The sequence below is a fragment of the Bradyrhizobium sp. CCBAU 051011 genome (genome assembly GCF_009930815.1).
Taxonomy (GTDB): domain Bacteria; phylum Pseudomonadota; class Alphaproteobacteria; order Rhizobiales; family Xanthobacteraceae; genus Bradyrhizobium.
The window spans coordinates 240,048-257,789 of the sequence record NZ_CP022222.1 but is presented as its reverse complement, the minus strand read 5'-3'; the positions used below and the strand labels follow the sequence as shown (position 1 = coordinate 257,789).

Sequence of the window (17,742 nt, the reverse complement as noted above, 5' to 3'; positions counted from 1 at the left end):
GTTGCTGGCGTGAGCAACGAACCGTTTTCAATTAGTCCGCGAACTCCTCGCGCCGATATCCCTGCGCATAGAGCAGCGCAGTGAGATCGCCGTAGTCGATCCGCGCGGCGGCGGCAGCGGCAACCGCGGGCTTGGCGTGATAGGCGACACCGAGTCCCGCCGCCTGGATCATGCCGAGGTCGTTGGCGCCGTCGCCCGTCACCAGCGTGTCGATCTCGTCGAGGTCGAAGGATTCGCGCAGCTCGATCAAGGTTGCGAGCTTGGCGGCGCGGCCGAGAATCGGTTCAGTGACTTCGCCGGTGAATTTGCCGTCGCGCACCCTGAGCTCGTTGGCGCGGTTCTCCTGGAAGCCGATCCTGGCGGCGACCGCATGGGTGAACAGCGTGAAGCCGCCCGAGATCAGGCAGGTGTAAGCGCCGTTGGCGCGCATGGTCATGACCAGCTCGCGGCCTCCCGGCGTTGGCGTGATCCGCTTGGCCAGCACATCGTCGACCACGCTGACCGGCATATCCTTCAGCAGCGCGACGCGCTCGCGCAGCGCCGGCTCGAATTCGATCTCGCCGCGCATGGCGCGCTCGGTGATGGCGGCGACATGGGCTTTCAGCCCGGCGAAGTCGGCCAGCTCATCGATGCATTCCTGGCCGATCATGGTGGAATCCATGTCCGCCAGAAAAAGCTTCTTGCGCCTTGCCGCGGCAGGCTGCACGACAATGTCGATCGGCAGATCGCCGCGCGCCTGTTGCAGGCGGGTTTCGATCGCCTTGATCTCGTCCGGGCTATTGACCTGGCTGTCGAAGGGAATGTCGACTGCCACTTCGTCGAACAGCCATTGTGCCGTTCCCGGCGAGGGGAGAACGGCCAGCGCGCCGTCGACAATGGTACTGTCGAGCGCCGGATTGGCCGGGTTGCAGATGAGGGTGGCGACGAGGGACATGCAGGCGCATCAGCTTGGTTTGAGCAAGGCCGTGCTTATCGCAGGGCCGACCGCCAGCGGCAAGTCGGCCCTGGCGCTCGAATTGGCGCAAAAGGCCGGCGGCGTCGTCATCAACACCGATTCGATGCAGGTCTATCGCGATCTCCGCATCATCACGGCCCGGCCGACGGTGGAGGAAGAGGCGCGCGTCCCGCACCGGCTCTATGGCCATGTCGACGCGTCGGTCAATTTTTCGGCCGGTGCCTGGGTGGCGGATGCCGAAAAGGTATTGGCGGAAGCGCGCCCCGAAAAACGTCTGCCGATCTTCATCGGCGGCTCCGGCCTCTATTTCAAGGCGCTGACGCGCGGCCTGTCCGCGGTGCCGCCGATCCCTACGGAAGTGCGAGAAGCCGTGCGCGCCCGGCTGGAGCGCGACGGCGTCGAGGCGTTGCACACCGAGCTGGCGCGGCGCGATCCGGTGTCAGCCGAACGCCTGAAACCGCGCGACCGCACCCGGATCGCCCGCGCGCTGGAAGTCGTCGAAGCCACGGGCCGTACGCTGCCGGACTGGCATCGTGAAAGCCTGCCGCCGCTGCTGCCGCCCGGCGAATTCACAGCAGTTTTCCTCGCGCCCGATCGCGACCAGCTTTATGCGCGGATCGATGCACGGTTCGGCGCGATGCTGGCCGAAGGTGCGCTGGATGAGGTCGCCGCACTCGCCGCGCGAAAGCTCGATCCACTGCTGCCGGCGATGAAGGCCCATGGCGTGCCGGCTTTGATCCGCTACCTTGGCGGTGAGATCACGCGCGAAGAGGCCGCCGAAATCGGCCGCGCGGATACCCGTCATTATGCAAAACGGCAGTTCACCTGGTTCCGCCACCAGTTGCCGGAGTTTGAATGGGTGACGCCCGAAGCGGCGAGGGGGTGGGTGACTAACGTCATTCCGGGGCGCATCGAAGATGCGAACTAGGATGTGCACTTGCACATCGGAGAATCTCGAGATTCCGGGTCTGGTCCTTCGGACCATCCCGGAATGACCTCGACGTGATGCCGCATGGCTGCACGCGCAAAATTCCCCCTCGCCGAATGCCCGGAACACCGCTACACTGCCTAAATCGCGCCGAAAGCGTCCATCCCTTGACTTCCGGGAGCCGGACGGTATAACCCGCGCAACCTTTGGGAAGTCCGAGCCGCAAAATGCGTAATATTATTACCAATCTCCTTATCGTCGTCGTACCCAGGCGCACCGCCGGGGGTGGCTAACGGCCATCCAAATTCAGGCGGTGTGCATGGGGCCTCTCGGGCCCCTTTTTATTTCCCAAAACAGACAACCGAAAGAAGCCGCGCCAACAGCGCATCCGGAGCAGACCATGACCGACCAGAGCCAAGACCCCAATCAGATGACCGGCGCCGCGATGATCGTGCGCGCGCTCATCGATCATGGCGTCCAGCACATCTTCGGCTATCCCGGCGGCGCGGTACTTCCGATCTATGACGAGATTTTCCAGCAGAGCGAGGTCGAGCACATCCTGGTGCGGCACGAGCAGGGCGCCGGCCACGCCGCCGAAGGCTATGCGCGCTCGACCGGCAAGCCGGGCGTCGTGCTGGTGACGTCGGGCCCCGGCGCCACCAACATGGTGACGCCGCTGACGGACGCGCTGATGGATTCGATCCCGCTGGTCTGCATCACCGGACAAGTTCCTACTCATTTGATCGGCAACGACGCGTTCCAGGAATGCGACACCGTCGGCATCACCCGTCCCTGCACCAAGCACAACTGGCTGGTGCGCGACGTCAACGATCTCGCAAAAGTGCTGCACGAGGCGTTCTATGTCGCGAGCTCAGGCCGTCCCGGCCCGGTCGTGGTCGACGTTCCCAAGGACGTGCAGTTCGCGGTCGGCACCTATCATCCGCCGCGCAAGGACGATGTGCATGTTTCCTACACGCCGCGGGTGAAGGGCGACGCGACGCAGATTCGCAAGGCCGTGGCGCTATTGGCTTCCGCCAAGCGGCCGGTGATCTATTCCGGCGGTGGCGTCATCAATTCCGGACCCGAGGCGTCAAAACTCCTGCGCGAACTGGTCGAGGTCACCGGATTCCCGATCACCTCGACGCTGATGGGGCTGGGCGCCTATCCCGCGTCGGGCAAGAACTGGCTCGGCATGCTCGGCATGCACGGCACCTACGAGGCCAACATGACGATGCATGGTTGCGACGTCATGCTGTGTGTCGGCGCGCGCTTCGACGACCGGATCACCGGCCGCACCGACGCGTTTTCGCCGGGCTCGAAGAAGATCCACATCGACATCGATCCATCCTCGATCAACAAGAACATTCGTGTCGACGTGCCGATCATCGGCGATGTCGGCAACGTGCTGGGTGACCTGTTGCAGGTGTTCAAGGCCGAGGCGAAGAAACCCGACATCAAGAGCTGGTGGCAGGAGATTGCCACCTGGCGGGCGCGCAATTCGCTCGCCTACAAGAAGAGCAACGACGTTATCCTGCCGCAATACGCCATCCAGAAGCTGTTCGAGGCGACGCGTGGCCACGATACCTACATCACGACCGAGGTCGGCCAGCACCAGATGTGGGCCGCGCAATTCTTCGGCTTCGAGGAGCCGCACCGCTGGATGACATCGGGCGGGCTCGGCACCATGGGCTACGGCCTGCCGGCGGCGCTCGGCGTGCAGGTCGCGCATCCCGACAGCCTCGTGATCGACATCGCCGGCGACGCCTCGGTGCAGATGACGATGCAGGAGATGTCGACGGCAGTTCAGTTTGAACTGCCGATCAAGATCTTCATCCTGAACAACCAGTATATGGGCATGGTGCGGCAGTGGCAGCAGCTTCTGCACGGCAACCGGCTGTCGCACTCCTATTCGGAAGCACTGCCGGATTTCGTCAAGCTCGCGGACGCCTTCGGCTGCGTCGGCATCCAGGCGATCAAGCCGGGCGATCTCGACGGCGCGCTCAAGGAGATGATCAAGGTCAAGCGCCCGGTACTGTTCGATTGTCGTGTCGCAGCGCTGGAAAACTGCTTCCCGATGATTCCGTCCGGCAAGGCGCACAACGAAATGCTGCTGCCGGTGGAAGCGACTGACGAAGCGACGGCGGCGGCCTTCGCCGGCGGCAAGGCGCTGGTGTGAGGTAATTGGTTATGCAGTGCTCATCACGAGCTCACTCTCTTAGCCTCTCCCCGCGTGCGGGGAGAGGTCGGCGCAACGCGCCGGGTGAGGGGGACTCTCCGCGAGTCCCTCACTCACCGTCTTTGAGGAGGCAGCCCCTCACCCCAACCCTCTCCCCGCAAAGAGCGGGGCGAGGGAGCACATCGTGCGTGCGGCTAGTGGGGAGAATCCATGTTTGACCTCGCAGAGCTCGAACGCGCGCATGGGATCGTGGGACAGGCAGTGCCGCCGACGCCGGCGCATGCCTGGCCACTGCTGGCCGAGCGGCTGGGTACGCGCGTCATCGTCAAGCACGAGAACCACACGCCGATCGGCGCCTTCAAGGTGCGCGGCGGGCTGGTCTATCTCGACCGGCTGAAGCGCGAAAGTCCGAACACGCCCGGGATCATTTCTGCGACGCGCGGCAATCACGGCCAGAGCCTTGCTTTCGCGGCTTCCCGTCACGGCGTGCCGGCAATGATCTATGTGCCGAAGGGCAATTCGGTCGAGAAGAACCGCGCGATGCGCGCGTTCGGCGCCGAGTTGGTTGAACACGGCGAGGATTTTCAGGCGGCAGCCGAAGAGGCCCAGCGCCGCGCCCAGTTCGACGGCCTGCACGTGGTGCCGTCGTTCCATCCCAACCTCGTGCTCGGCGTCGCCACCTACGCGCTCGAACTGTTCCGGGCCGCGCCCGATCTCGATATTCTCTACGTGCCGATCGGGCAGGGCTCCGGCATCTCCGGCTGCATCATGGCGCGCGATCTGCTCGGGCTGAAGACGGAGATCGTCGGCGTGCAGTCCACCGAAGCGCCGTCCTACGCGCTGTCGCTTGCGGCAGGAAAAATCGTGACCACCGAATCCAGCAATACGCTGGCCGACGGCATGGCGACGCGCATCCCCGATCCGGACGCCTTCGCCACCATTCGCAAGGGCGCTGCGCGCATCGTGCAGGTGACCGACGATGAGGTCGGAGCCGCGATCCGCGCCTACTGGACCGATACGCACAACCTGGCCGAAGGCGCCGGCGCAGCCGCGCTCGCCGCCGCGCTGCAGGAAAAGCAAAAACTCGCCGGCAAGCGCGTCGGCCTGATCCTGTCAGGCGGCAATATCGATTTCGATCTGTTCCGCAAATGGGTCGGGACGGAGGTCACGCCGACCGCCGAACGAGCAATGGCGTGATGAGAGGACATGTAAGGGGACGACCATGAACCAGCCCGCATCCGCCTACTTCCTGGAAGAGCGCCACGATCCCAACGAGACGCACACGCTCTCGGTGCTGGTGCAGAACGAGCCCGGCGTGCTCGCGCGCGTGATCGGCCTGTTCTCCGGCCGCGGCTACAACATCGACAGTCTCACTGTCTCCGAGACCGAGAGCCAGAAACATCTCTCGCGCATCACCATCGTCACCACGGGCACGCCGATGGTGATCGAGCAGATCAAGCACCAGCTCGACCGCATGATTCCGGTCTATCGCGTGGTCGACATGACCATCACCGGCCGCTCGATCGAGCGGGAACTCGCCATGGTGAAAGTGCGTGGCCGCGGCGACAGCCGGGTCGAGGCGCTGCGGCTGGCGGACGCGTTCCGCGCCCGCGTGATCGACGCCACGACCGAAAGTTTTGTGTTCGAGATCACAGGCAATTCATCGAAGATCAGTCAGTTTATCGACCTGATGCGCCCGCTCGGCCTTGTCGAGGTGTCGCGCACTGGCGTTGCCGCAATCGGGCGTGGGCCTGAGGGGATGTGAACATGCTGGCGCGGGACTGGTACTACACTCAAAGACGGCGTCTCGGGCTCGATCGCGCGGTCGCCTCGATCTACGACCGGCATGACGACAGCGACGAGCGCGCCCGCGCCGCGCTCACCATGCTTGGTGTGCAGTCGGGCTGGCGGGTGGCCGATATCGGCTGCGGCAACGGCGTACTGGCCTGCGAAGCGGCGCTGATGGGGGCCGAAGTAGACGCAATAGACATATCGCCGGCGATGCTGGCGCTCGCCAATATCCAGGCCCGCGACCGCAAGATCGCAATCCGCACCCAGCCGGCCGGCATGCTGAGCTTTGCCTACCAGCCCAATTCCTACGATCTGATCGTCAGCGAATTCACGCTGCATCATCTGCCGGATTTCTGGAAAGCGGTGGCGCTGGCGCGGATCTATGCCGCGCTGAAGCCCGGCGCGAATTTCTACCTGCGCGACATCGTCTTCGTCAGCATGCCGGATGGCGTCGAGCGCGATGTCGACCAATGGGCCGATTTCACCATCAAGAACCACGATTTCCAGCGCGAAGGCGTGGTCACCCATATGCGCGACGAATACTCGACCTTCGGCTGGGTGATCGAGCGCATGCTGACCGATATCGGCTTCACGCTGGAATCGGTCGATTACCACGCGCCGCTCCACGGCACCTATCTCCTGCGCAAGCCAAAGCCGGACCAACAGAGCTAGAAAAAAATGAAACCGGCGGATGTCTGCATCGCCGTGCTGGTAGCGGTGATCTGGGGCCTTGCTTTCGTGGCCAGCCGGATCGCGCTCAATGAGTTTTCGCCGGAACTGATGACGACGCTGCGCTTTTCGATCGCCGCCTTGCCCTGCCTGTTCGTGGCGCGGCCCAAGATTTCATGGACGGTGCTGGCCTCGATCAGCTTCACGCTGTTCCTCGGCCAGTTTCTGGCCCAAGCCTTCGCCATCGCGCATGGCGTTCCCGTCGGCCTTTCCAGCGTGATCGTGCAGAGCCAGGCGCTGTTCACCATCGGCTTTGCCGCGCTGTTGTTCCGCGAGCGGCCGGGCCCATGGCAGAGCGTCGGCATCGGTATTGCCACCGCTGGGTTACTGATGATCTGCGGCACCGTCGGCTACGATTTCAGCATCAGCGCATTTGCCGTGCTGATGATCTCGCCGCTCAGCTTCGCGGCCGGCAATCTGCTGCTCCGGCGCGCGCAGGGCGTGCCGATGTTCGACCTGTTCGCGTGGCTGTGCCTGGTCGCGGCAGTTCCGCTGCTGGCGTTGACGCTGGTCAGCAATGGTCCGCAGCCGACCTGGCATGCGCTGACCCACATGTCGCTGACCGGTCTAATGTGCATGATCGGCCTGGGCGGCGTCTCCACCAGTATCGCCTACTGGCTGTGGGGCCGGCTGCTGCGGGACTATCCGGCGGCGCAGGTGGTGCCGTTTGCGCTGCTGGTGCCGTTCGTCGGTTCCGCCGCATCGAGCGTAGTGTTCGGCGAAACTTTTGGGCCGCTGCGGCTCGCCGGCATGGTCACCGTGGTCGGCGGCATCGCCGTCATGCTGCTGTCCAAACCTACCCAGGCTTCAGAAAAACAAGTTCTGCCAAAGATCGCGTGAGGCCCCCAATGTCGCAGTCGCTTTTGATCGCCTTCGTCATGTTCGCCACCGTGATGTTCTTCACCCCGGGGCCGAACAACATCATGTTGCTGTCCTCGGGGCTCACTTACGGCTTCCGCCCGACCATCCCGCATATCATGGGCATCACGGTCGGCTTCGCCTTCATGGTCGGCGCGGTCGGCCTCGGGCTCGGCACCATCTTCATCGCCTATCCAGTGCTGCAGACCATCCTGAAATATGCCGGCGCCGCCTACCTGATCTATCTGGCCTGGGCGATCGCGATGTCCGAGCCACCTTCCGCCGAGGAGGACAAAAGCCGCGGCCGCCCGATGACGTTCTGGGGCGCGGCCATGTTCCAGTGGGTCAACGCCAAGGGCTGGGTCATGGTGATCGGCACCATCACCGCCTATGCGGCGATCGCAGCCTATCCCTGGAACATCGCGATCCAGGTCGGCCTCAGCCTGCTGTTGGGAATTCTGTCCTGCACCGCGTGGGCCCTGTTCGGCACCGCGCTGCGGCCGGTCCTGACCTCCCGCCGGGCGGTGCGTGCCTTCAACATCGTCATGGCGGTGCTGCTCTTGGCCTCGCTCTATCCGGTCTTCATGGACGCATGATGCCGCACCGGGCCATGCATAAACGGATTTCCCCTCGGAAGGAAAATGCTCTAGACAACGCCGGAAATTCGCGGGCGACCGGCGGTCCCACCCACCCAAATGCCTGATTAACCGGCCCTTTTTGGCCATCGATTGAGGAAACGACCATGCGTGTTTATTACGATCGCGACGCCGACCTGAACCTGATCAAGGGCAAGAAGGTCGTCATCGTCGGCTATGGCAGCCAGGGCCACGCCCATGCGCTGAACCTGAAGGACTCCGGCGTCAAGGAAGTCGCCATTGCGCTGCGCAAGGGTTCGGCCTCGGCCAAGAAGGCGGAAGCCGCCGGCTTCAAGGTGATGGAAGTCGCCGAGGCCGCCAAATGGGCCGACCTCGTCATGATGCTGACTCCGGACGAGCTGCAGGGCGACATCTACCGCGAGCACCTGCATGACAACATGAAGAAGGGCGCCGCGCTCGTCTTCGCCCACGGCCTCAACGTTCATTTCAACCTGCTCGATCCGCGCGCCGATCTCGACGTGCTGATGATCGCGCCGAAGGGCCCGGGCCACACCGTCCGCTCGGAATACCAGCGCGGCGGCGGCGTGCCCTGCCTGATCGCGATCGCCAAGGACGTCTCCGGCAACGCCCATGACCTCGGCCTGTCTTATGCCTCGGCAATCGGCGGCGGCCGCGCCGGCATCATCGAGACCACCTTCAAGGAAGAGTGCGAGACCGACCTGTTCGGCGAGCAGGTCGTGCTCTGCGGCGGCTTGGTCGAGCTCATCAAGGGCGGCTACGAGACGCTGGTCGAGGCCGGCTACGCCCCCGAGATGGCCTATTTCGAGTGCCTGCACGAGGTGAAGCTGATCGTCGACCTGATCTATGAAGGCGGCATCGCCAACATGAACTACTCGATCTCCAACACCGCCGAGTACGGCGAATACGTCACCGGCCCGCGGATCGTGACCGCCGAGACCAAGGCCGAGATGAAGCGCGTCCTCGCCGACATCCAGGGCGGCAAGTTCGCCCGCGACTGGATGCTGGAGAACAAGGTCAACCAGACCTCGTTCAAGGCGACCCGCGCCAAGCTCGCCGCCCACCCGATCGAGGAAGTCGGCGCAAAACTCCGCGACATGATGCCGTGGATCAAGAAGGGCGCGCTGGTCGACAAGACCAAGAACTGAGGCGGGGTCGATCTGTGTAGGGTGGGCAAGGCGCAGCGTGCCCATCATGCAGAGTGACCGAGTGGATAGATGGTGGGCACGGCGCAAAGCGCCTTTGCCCACCCTACAAAGCCGGTAGCAGAACACCAAATCTTAAGCCTTGAACTACAGTATCCCGGCGAGATCGCACATGCGGTCTCGCCGTTTCCTTGAAGGATTGATGCTTCAAGCACATTCTTCAACGCGTCGCCCGAAGTACGTCAGCCTCGCCGAAACGAAGAACTGACGCGTCACGCACATTCTCGGTGCGAAGCAATCTCACCAGCTACATTAGCGACGGAAAAGCCAGCGTTTGCAGATTCAAAGCGCGGGTTCTTAATCTGCATTCGATGCGTGTGCCGCTCGCGGATCGGGCGATCGTCAAGCGAGCCGGGGCAGAGCGCTACGTCGTGCGCGCTCACCTGTTGGATCAGCGCAGCGAAGCGGCACCTTGATAGATGCCGCTTGCAGTCCGGCCGGACTCAATGCGTCCGAATGATCGGTTCTTTCTCGATCTTGTTGTGCAGCTGCCAGAAGCGGACGGTGCGCTGGGCCGTCTCCATCGACAGCTTGCGGAAATCACGTTGCGCGATCTCCAGCGTCTGTTCGCTGATCGGAGGCTTTACCGGCCGGTTGCGCAGGATCGACTCGACCGTCGGCCAGTTCAGCTTGGCCGAGCGGCAGGGAATCAGGATCAGGTCGGCGCGGGGGCCTTCCATCAGCTTGGCCGTCATTTCGACCGGCATTTCGTTAAGTACCGCAAGCGCGACGGTGACCTCGTCGAACTTGTTCTGTTCGGCGAATTTGTAGACCGCCGCATCGTCCAGCTCGTTCAGCCCCTTCATCAGCTTCACCAGCTCCTCGGCAACGCCGAAGCTGCGGCTTGGGGGCGGCGCCTCGCGGGCGATTTCGTTCAAGACCCGCTTGATCTCTTCCTGGACTGTGGGCGGCGCGATGGCGAGCAGCCGGGCGCGGACCGCATCCTTGGCACGGCGGAGCAGGTCGCCCATGAACTTTTGCGGGAAATCGCCGCGCAGGCCGAGTGCCTCGACCAACTCGTCGTCTGCGCCGGCGCGCGCGACGATGCTGGAAAAGCCCTGGTCGGAAAACTTGGCGCCGGCATTGTTGGCGAGTTTGCGGATCACCTGGCCTTCGCCGCGGTCGACGATGACATCGGTCACCGCCGCGGGCAGTTCGGCGCGGCCGGAAATCGCGAGCAGGTGGTCCTGTCCCTTGCTGCTGGCGATCTCGACCAGCACGTCGGTACCGAGCCGGCTGGAATGGGTCAGCACATTGCCGGCGACCTCGATCTCGTCGTCCCAGGCGAGATGCTGGATCACCTCGAACGGGGCGTAGTCGAGTGGCGCCAGCCGCTTGGAAAGTTCAGCCTTGGCCCGGGTTTCGACCCGGGCGATCAGGAGGCAGAGCACGTCGTCGAAGACTTTGACCTGGTCGTCGCTCAGACGTCCTCCGTCATTGAGGAAGAGGTCCGTCACCTGCCGCAGGGTTTCCACCCGCTTGGCGGATGAACCGCCCCTGACCGCGTCTTCGAGTTCGGCAATAATCGAGTGTGCCGCCTGTTGCACCATTGTGGGCAAGCCTGTTTGTTGTTGATCGGTTGGCGCACACCATGACGAGCCGAGCCTTACACCCGCGTTAAAGGCGCGACGGGGCAGACCCGAGGGCGGCTGCATCCAAAACGGGCGGTGCATGGGCCACGGTCACCGCCGGCCAAACCGCCGCCGAAGCACGCCGCGCATTGCAAATGCCGCGTTCCGAATTGCTTTACCAATGCGATCGGGGTCTACGCCGCGATTTCACGCGATAAATCGCGCATGTCGGACCGGATTGGGCTTGCGTCGCCGCTTCCGGTATCCTGGTCCGGCTGCTATCCTCACCAAACCGTTCCCGGGAAAAATCGAATAGCAACTTACCGAACAAGACGCCGTCAAGGCTGGACGCCCCGCGAAGGAAGCACACCAACCGGCGCTTAAGCATTCCTTCACGACGAACTTCATTAAAACCTCCGACCAAGGGCTTGAGACCATGAGATCTGTCGTCATCACCGGCGCTTCAACCGGCATCGGCTGGGCCAGTGCAAAACTGCTGCTCGACCGCGGCTTCCGCGTCTTCGGCAGCGTCCGCAAGCAGGCCGACGCCGACCGCCTCGGACGCGAGTTCGGCGTGAACTTCACGCCCTTGATCTTCGACGTCACCGATGAGGCCGCAGTGCTGGCCGCCGCGCGCGAGGTCCGTGCCGCCCTCAGTGGCGAAACGCTCGCCGGCCTCGTCAACAATGCAGGGATCGCGGTATCGGGCCCGGTGCTGGAACTCGCCACCGACGAATTCCGCCGGCAGATGGAGGTCAACTTCATCGGCCCCATCATCGCGACCCAGGCGTTCGGGCCGCTGCTCGGCTCCGATCCCAGCCTGAAGGGACCGAAAGGGCGGATCGTGATGATCTCCTCGGTCGCCGGCAAGAACGGCAATCCGATGACCTCGGCCTATTCCGCCTCCAAGCACGCGATCGAGGGACTGTCGGAGAGTCTGCGCCGCGAACTGATGTTGTTCGGGATCGACGTCATCATCATCGCGCCGGGTGCGGTCAAGACGCCGATCTGGAGCAAGGCCGAGGAGGTCGATATCTCGCCGTACAAGAACTCGCCGTATCTTCCGGCGCTGGAGAAGATCCGCGCTTTCATGCTGGACCTCGGCGCCAAGGGATTGCCGGCCGAAACGATCGCGGAGAAGGTGTTCGAGGCCTTGACGCTGCCGAACCCCAAGGTGCGCTACACGATCGCGCCGGACCCGATGCGGCAGTTCCTCGCGAGGGTGCTGCCCAAGCGCACCCTCGACCGGATCGTCGCCAAGCGCCTCGGCCTGACGCCGCAGGGATGAGCATGACAGTGAGAACGGCGATCGGCCTCGTGGCCGCCCTCGCGCTCGCATCGGCCGCCTACGCCGGCGATCAGGGCGAGGGCGAACCATCCTGCGACGGCAACACCTATCAGATGGTCGAATGCCTCAAGGCCAAGACGGCGCAATGGGACAAGCGATTGAACATTGCCTATCAGAAGGCGTTGGAGTCTAAGGGTAGCGCGCAGCGTGACCAGTTGCGCGCCGCGCAGAGGCTGTGGATCCAGTATCGCGACGCCAACTGCCTCTATTACGGTCTCGGCGAGGGCACCATCGCGCGGCTCGAGGCCGGCGAATGCATGCGCAGCATGACAGAGGCGCGCGCGAAAGAACTCGAAGGTCTCGGTCACCAGTGACGACGGGAAAGAGCAGAGCGGAGCTGACGCAAATCGCCGACGACGCGCTTCGCAGCCAGCCGGGATGCGAAACGGCGTCCGTGCCTGCCGTGCGCGGCCTGCCCAACGTCCGTGAGGGGCGGAATTGGGAAATCCCCAATGTCATCATCGGCGACAGCCTGATCAGCGATGTCGATCGTGCCGTGATCACCGTGCACCGCCGGCTCGGGCGGAAGTTTCATCTGAAGGACGACTAGGCCGTGCAGCTTGCGGCAACGGCGCCGCACGCGGCGATGCTACTTGTCGCTTGACGCCGGAGAAGCGGCGGGCACGGGATCGCGCGACAGCGTAACCTGATCAAGCCAGGAATTGACCTGATCGCGGATCCTTTCGGCGTCGCTGCGCCACTGCGATCCGAAGCTGATGTCCACATGCCAGCCGTCCCGCAAGAAACGCACGGAGCAGAAATGCCTGGAGGCGCCGGGCTTGTTGGCACATTGCGAAGGCGGCGCGATCTCGGTGGTCATCGGATAGCCGTCTGGCCGGCGCAATTGCAAGTGTATCGTCCTCTGCGCGAGGTCCTCTAATGACAGCTCAGCGTGGGCCAGGCAGGGAATGTTCTCCGGGACTGTTAGAAATGCCGCGCGCTCCTGATCGCTGACGGGAACGGTCAACCAGGCGTTCCGCAATTCCCCTTCGATCGGTGCGGAGGGGACCATCTCCGGAAATAGAACGGCGCCGAACAAACTGCTGCTGGCATCGGATCGAGGCCAGGCGTCCTGTTCGCGGAAATAGACCGGAACTTGCAGGCGCCAGAAGGTCTGTTGCGTTACGGCGGGCGGAAAGGTCGATTGCACATTCGCCGCGAGCCCTAGGGCGACAGTCTTTTGGGGAAGATCCCGCGCGATACAGACGTTGCGTTTCTGGTCGCCAATGAAGGGGCGCGCTGCGAGGCGGCGGCGACGCGACTCGTCGGGCTCGCAGTCAGTGAATTTGCAGACGAACTCGCGGACAAATTGAGCGCGTTGGTTGGCATAGGCGCGTCCGCCGTGCAGCCGAAAATCCACGAACTTGGCGCTTACTGTGATCGTATCGCCGACGTCGATCTCATAGGTGCAGAACCAACTTGGCTTCAGTTCTTCATGGCAACTGATTGACTCGAAGGAGTCGGATGCATCGCCGACAAAAATCTCGCCACTGCCGGAGAAGTGAGTGAGCCCCTCATATCGATCCGACTGACGAATACGGCCGTATCCGGCGAGGTTGGCTTGGCGGTCGGTTCGGCCGTTCGGATTGGCATTGGCTCGAAGCGAGACTTGATATTCCCTCCAACGCCATTGCCGTTCATCCGGCTTTTTGCTCGCGACGGTCCACGCCTCGCCATTGTCGACAAATCGGATTGCAATGCCCTGCGTGGCGATCTGGTCAGGAAGCGGTCCCTTACGGCTGGAATAGTTGTCTGCCCGAACGATGTAGGATCTGGGAATGCGGAGTTGGGCGAGGACCTTTGATGCCGCCTTGGGATTGGGAGAGGTGAGATCGACCTGGACCGGACTGGGGTCCAGGGAGAAAAAGTCGGGTTCGAGGCACGCGCCTTGATAGAGGCAATACTCGCCGCAGCCGGCGAGAAAGCCGCAAGCAATGAGCACAGCAGCAAGACGGACCTTGATCAACATGGTCAAACCCGAGTTCACTGACCATTCGATGCTAGCCCTTGCGTCGTGAAATAATGTTGAATCCGGGTTGATAAAACGGTGGTGAGTTTCTCCATGGATCAGCCTTGCTGCACGGACGGCTTTGCCCTGGTCGGCGCCATTGCGAACATCCGCAGCGCGAACACGGCCACGAGCGGGATCAGGAATAGCGCGTAGAGCGGCATGTCCGGGATCCGCATGCCGAACGACACCATGAACTGGAACAGGAGATAATAGCCGCCTGCGAGATGCAGCCGGCGCCAGGCGCGTGCGCCGATCGCGGCCGCGGTGCGGTCGAAGGAGGTCGCGGTCATGGCGATTATGAAGGCGTAGCCGATGCCGCCAAAGATGTAGGAGGCGATCGAGGTCGCGGCCGCATAACCGATCGGGTCCATCACCGCGAAGGCCAGGATGGCGGCCGCGTGGATGGCATGCGAGGCGGCAAAGCTGACGCCGAGATAGCGGCGGTTGCGGCGCAGCCATCGTGTCCATGCGTTGGGCCATAGCCGTGCCAGGGCGGCGGCGGAGAAGGCGAGGCAGAAGAGCACCAGCGAGGTCCGCGCGGTGAAGCGGATCACCATGCGTACGCCCTCGACCTCGAACCCGCGCATGCCGGCGATCCAGATGCTCAGGGCCAGCAGGGTCAGCGAGAGCAGGGCGAACAGCCGCCAGCCATCGAACCAGTTTTGACGTGTCGGCATGTTGTGCTCCCCTGTTTGCACCGTCATTGCGAGCGAAGCGAAGCAAATCCATTCTTTCTTGACGCCGGGAGATGGATTGCTTCGCTGCGCTCGCAATGACGCGGATAGTGATGTAATCATCAGTTACATTTACGGGCGCCCGGCGGTCAATCCGTGTAATCAGTGCTTACATTCACAAGCCAGTGATGCTAGGAGAGGACATGCGCCCAGCCGCCAAATCGTCCGCCGCCAAAACTCCCGCGTCCCGCCCGCGCCGCCGCGCCGCCCGGGCACCTGGGCCAAAGCCCTATCACCACGGCGACCTCCGGCGGGTCCTGATCGACGCGGCGCTGCAATTGGTCGGCGAGGGCGGCGCGGAGGCGGTCAGCGTCCGGGAGGCCGCCCGCCGCGCCGGCGTATCGCCGGGGGCACCGTTCCGCCATTTTCCGAGCCGCGCCGCCTTGATGCAAGCGGTGGCGGAGGAGGCGCAGCGCCGGTTCCGTGCCGAGATCGAGGCCGCGCTGGCCGCAGCGCCGGCTGGCGACCCGCTCGGCCGCTTTCGTTGCCTTGGGCTCGCCTACCTCCGCTGGGCGATGCGCAACCCGACCCATTTCGAGATCATTTCCAGCCGCCGTTTTTTCGACCATGACTGGGCGGTCGCCATCTCCAGCGACAATGCCGAGCTGATTGGGCTGACCGAGCGGACGCTGGCCGAGGCTTTTGCGGCGGGCCAGCTCCGCGCCGTTGACCTCAAGCAGGTCCAGATCGCCGGCCGGGCGCTGGTCTATGGCTTTGCCCGGATGAATATCGACGGCCATTTCCCGCGCTGGGGCGTCGGCGCCGCCGAGGCCGAGCGGACCGCCGAGGCGACCCTCGATCTCTTCATCGAGGGCATTGCGAAGCGGGTCTGATACGGCCCGTCATTCCGAGGCGCGTCGAAGATGCGAACTATGGGGCCCTTGCGCCCCTCACAATCTCCCCGGTGAGGTTCTGTCCTTCGGACCATCCCGGAATGACTACCTCTCCGTATTCACCACTGCGTAGTCCATCGGGGGCAAATTCATTGCGCGTTCATGACGATTCCACTACGTTTTTGTGACGCGACACAGGTTCCGGCTGGGTCGTGCGTCTCCTGGCACGTCGCCAGGCAAAGGCTTTGCATTGCGCCGGGTCATGTTGCGTTCCTCCAATGGCGCCCGCGCCAAATTCAGGGCCTTCCGCCACCACGCTTGCCGCCGGCCTTGCCGCGATCGGCTTTTGGCGCCTTTCGGCCGTTGCTGCACCGCACATGGCAGCGCTGGCGATCCTGCTGCACACCGAAGCCGATTTCGGCGGCCGCCTGGGTTTTGCCCTGGCCTGGGGCATACTGAACTTCTTCTTTGTTGCGCTGCTGCGGCGTCCGGCGCTGTCGGGCGCCTTGTCGCTGACGCTGGTCGTGCTCCTGGTGCTGCTGTCGCGGCTCAAGCACGACGTCGTGCAGATGACCGCGAACTTCGTCGACCTGATGGTGATCGACCGCGACACCGCGGCCTACCTGTTCACGATCTTCCCGAACCTGCGCTGGAGCGTGGTCGGCGCATCCCTCGTCATCCTGCCGCTGATGTACGCGCTGTGGTGGCTCGATCCGTTCCGCATCCGCCGCTTGCCGGCAGTGGCCGGCCTGTTGGCCGGTCTCGCGGCATTGACCGGCTATTCCATCGCCTGGCCCGATGAAGCCTGGCGCGGCTATTACGACGACGGCTATCTCTCCAAATTCGCCCGCTCGGGCGTTACGGCGGTTTCGGACTTCGTCAATTACGGCTTCATGGAATCGGACGCGGTCGTCGCCGAACGGTTGAAGATGCCGCTGGTGGATTCCTGTCAGGTCGCCGGCCGCCGCCCGCACATCATCATGATCCATGATGAGTCGAGCTTCGACATCCGTCAGGCCAATGGCGTCAAGCTGCCGCCGGGCTATGGCAGCCACTTCAAGTCGTTCGACGGCCGCGAGCGCAAGTTCATGGCCGAGAGCAGCGGCGGCGCAAGCTGGATGGCCGAATACAATGTGCTGGCCGGCCTGTCGTCACGCTCGTTCGGCCGCTTCTCCTATTTCGTCACCCGCATCGCTTCGGGCCGCGTCGAGCGCGGATTGCCGCTGGCGTTGCGCCGCTGCGGCTACAGCACGCTCTCGCTCTATCCGGCCTATGGCGCCTTCATGGGCGCGCGCGGCTTCCAGACCTCGACCGGCATCCAGCACTTCTATGACGCGCGCGACCTCGGTGCGAAGGGCATCGAGCCGGACAGCTTCTTCTACGACAAGGCGGTCAAGCTGATTGCCGAGCAGCCGGCCAACACGCCGCTGTTCACCTTCATCTATCTCGCCGCCAACCATTTCCCCTGGGAAACCAAATTCCGCCCCGACCTGCTGCCGTCCTGGCGCAAGCCGGGCAACGAACCCGTGGTCGACGAATATTTGCGCCGCCAGACCATGAGCGCCAACGATTACGCGGGCTTCGTCGCCAGCCTGAAGAAGAAGTTCCCGGCGCAGCCGTTCCTGATCGTGCGCTACGGCGACCACCAGCCGGAGTTCTCGTCGAACCTGCTGGACCCCGGTCTGGATGAAGCCAAGCTCGTCCGCAAGTTCGACACCTACGACCCGCGCTACTTCACCACCTATTACGCGATCGACGCCATCAATTTCGAGCCGGTGAAGAGTTCCGCGGTGATGGACACGATCGACGCGCCCTATCTGCCGCTGGTGATCCAGGAGGCGGCCGGCATTCCGCTCGACCCGTCGTTCGAGGAGCAGAAGAACATCATGCTCCGCTGCAAGGGTGTATTCTACGCCTGCAAGGACGGCGCCGAGGCGCGCAGGTTCAACCGGTTATTGATCGAGGCGGGATTTATAAAAGGGCTTTAGA

17 protein-coding genes are annotated in these 17,742 nt (G+C 63.5%); 13 read left to right on the top strand and 4 right to left on the bottom strand.

Annotation, left to right across the window (positions count from 1 at the left end; translation table 11 throughout):
- Nucleotides 1–31: 31 nt before the first annotated feature.
- The gene (serB, locus tag ACH79_RS01270) at nucleotides 32–934 is read right to left on the bottom strand and encodes a phosphoserine phosphatase SerB (protein ID WP_161849392.1); all 903 of its coding nucleotides are present in this window, start codon (nucleotides 932–934) and stop codon (nucleotides 32–34) included.
- Between serB and miaA the strand changes: the two genes are divergently transcribed.
- The 8 genes from miaA (at nucleotide 933) to ilvC (ending at nucleotide 9,199) form a co-directional block, all read left to right on the top strand.
- Nucleotides 933–1,883 (top strand): tRNA (adenosine(37)-N6)-dimethylallyltransferase MiaA, encoded by a 951-nt coding sequence (gene miaA, locus ACH79_RS01265; protein ID WP_161849391.1) that lies wholly within the window; start codon nucleotides 933–935, stop codon nucleotides 1,881–1,883. The two genes, serB and miaA, sit on opposite strands and share 2 nt — an antisense overlap.
- 400 nt (nucleotides 1,884–2,283) lie before the next feature.
- Nucleotides 2,284–4,059 (top strand): acetolactate synthase 3 large subunit, encoded by a 1,776-nt coding sequence (locus ACH79_RS01260; RefSeq protein ID WP_161849390.1) that lies wholly within the window; start codon nucleotides 2,284–2,286, stop codon nucleotides 4,057–4,059.
- 210 nt (nucleotides 4,060–4,269) lie between these two features.
- Nucleotides 4,270–5,256, top strand: coding sequence for a threonine dehydratase (locus tag ACH79_RS01255; RefSeq protein WP_161849389.1), 987 nt, complete (start codon nucleotides 4,270–4,272; stop codon nucleotides 5,254–5,256).
- A gap of 25 nt (nucleotides 5,257–5,281) precedes the next feature.
- Entirely contained in the window at nucleotides 5,282–5,824 is a 543-nt protein-coding gene (gene ilvN / locus ACH79_RS01250; RefSeq protein ID WP_161849388.1) for an acetolactate synthase small subunit, read from the top strand.
- 2 nt (nucleotides 5,825–5,826) lie between these two features.
- Nucleotides 5,827–6,522 carry a class I SAM-dependent methyltransferase gene (locus ACH79_RS01245; RefSeq protein ID WP_161849387.1) on the top strand — a complete coding sequence of 232 codons (696 nt, stop codon included), beginning with the start codon at nucleotides 5,827–5,829 and terminating at the stop codon, nucleotides 6,520–6,522.
- A gap of 6 nt (nucleotides 6,523–6,528) precedes the next feature.
- Complete coding sequence (locus ACH79_RS01240; protein WP_161849386.1) at nucleotides 6,529–7,419, top strand: EamA family transporter; 891 nt, start codon at nucleotides 6,529–6,531, stop codon at nucleotides 7,417–7,419.
- Between the two features lie 8 nt (nucleotides 7,420–7,427).
- Nucleotides 7,428–8,033, top strand: a complete 606-nt coding sequence (locus ACH79_RS01235) for a LysE family translocator (protein ID WP_161849385.1) — start codon at nucleotides 7,428–7,430, stop codon at nucleotides 8,031–8,033.
- Between the two features lie 146 nt (nucleotides 8,034–8,179).
- Nucleotides 8,180–9,199, top strand: coding sequence for a ketol-acid reductoisomerase (gene ilvC, locus ACH79_RS01230; protein ID WP_065752640.1), 1,020 nt, complete (start codon nucleotides 8,180–8,182; stop codon nucleotides 9,197–9,199).
- A gap of 500 nt (nucleotides 9,200–9,699) precedes the next feature.
- Here the strand turns inward: ilvC and ACH79_RS01225 are convergent, their stop codons facing one another.
- A complete protein-coding gene (locus tag ACH79_RS01225) occupies nucleotides 9,700–10,806 on the bottom strand; it encodes a DUF2336 domain-containing protein (RefSeq protein ID WP_161849384.1) in 1,107 nt (368 codons plus the stop codon).
- 457 nt (nucleotides 10,807–11,263) lie between these two features.
- On the opposite strand from ACH79_RS01225, the gene ACH79_RS01220 reads away from it, so the two are divergent.
- The 3 genes from ACH79_RS01220 to ACH79_RS01210 are packed head-to-tail and all read left to right on the top strand — an operon-like array spanning nucleotide 11,264 to nucleotide 12,725.
- The gene (locus ACH79_RS01220) at nucleotides 11,264–12,115 is read left to right on the top strand and encodes an SDR family oxidoreductase (protein ID WP_161849383.1); all 852 of its coding nucleotides are present in this window, start codon (nucleotides 11,264–11,266) and stop codon (nucleotides 12,113–12,115) included.
- Nucleotides 12,116–12,117: 2 nt separating this feature from the next.
- Nucleotides 12,118–12,489 carry a lysozyme inhibitor LprI family protein gene (locus ACH79_RS01215; RefSeq protein ID WP_246738384.1) on the top strand — a complete coding sequence of 124 codons (372 nt, stop codon included), beginning with the start codon at nucleotides 12,118–12,120 and terminating at the stop codon, nucleotides 12,487–12,489.
- Nucleotides 12,486–12,725 (top strand): hypothetical protein, encoded by a 240-nt coding sequence (locus tag ACH79_RS01210; protein WP_161849382.1) that lies wholly within the window; start codon nucleotides 12,486–12,488, stop codon nucleotides 12,723–12,725. The genes ACH79_RS01215 and ACH79_RS01210 overlap by 4 nt, the downstream gene beginning before the upstream one ends.
- A gap of 39 nt (nucleotides 12,726–12,764) precedes the next feature.
- Here the strand turns inward: ACH79_RS01210 and ACH79_RS01205 are convergent, their stop codons facing one another.
- Together ACH79_RS01205 and ACH79_RS01200 are read right to left on the bottom strand one after the other, a co-directional pair.
- The gene (locus ACH79_RS01205; RefSeq protein WP_161849381.1) at nucleotides 12,765–14,144 is read right to left on the bottom strand and encodes a hypothetical protein; all 1,380 of its coding nucleotides are present in this window, start codon (nucleotides 14,142–14,144) and stop codon (nucleotides 12,765–12,767) included.
- A 98-nt stretch (nucleotides 14,145–14,242) separates the two neighbouring features.
- Nucleotides 14,243–14,863, bottom strand: coding sequence for a hypothetical protein (locus tag ACH79_RS01200; protein WP_161849380.1), 621 nt, complete (start codon nucleotides 14,861–14,863; stop codon nucleotides 14,243–14,245).
- Nucleotides 14,864–15,063: 200 nt separating this feature from the next.
- On the opposite strand from ACH79_RS01200, the gene ACH79_RS01195 reads away from it, so the two are divergent.
- Nucleotides 15,064–15,753: a TetR/AcrR family transcriptional regulator gene (locus ACH79_RS01195; protein ID WP_161849379.1), complete on the top strand. Its 690-nt coding sequence runs from the start codon at nucleotides 15,064–15,066 to the stop codon at nucleotides 15,751–15,753.
- Nucleotides 15,754–16,031: 278 nt separating this feature from the next.
- Nucleotides 16,032–17,741: a sulfatase-like hydrolase/transferase gene (locus ACH79_RS01190; RefSeq protein WP_161849378.1), complete on the top strand. Its 1,710-nt coding sequence runs from the start codon at nucleotides 16,032–16,034 to the stop codon at nucleotides 17,739–17,741.
- The last annotated feature ends 1 nt before the right edge of the window (nucleotide 17,742 follow it).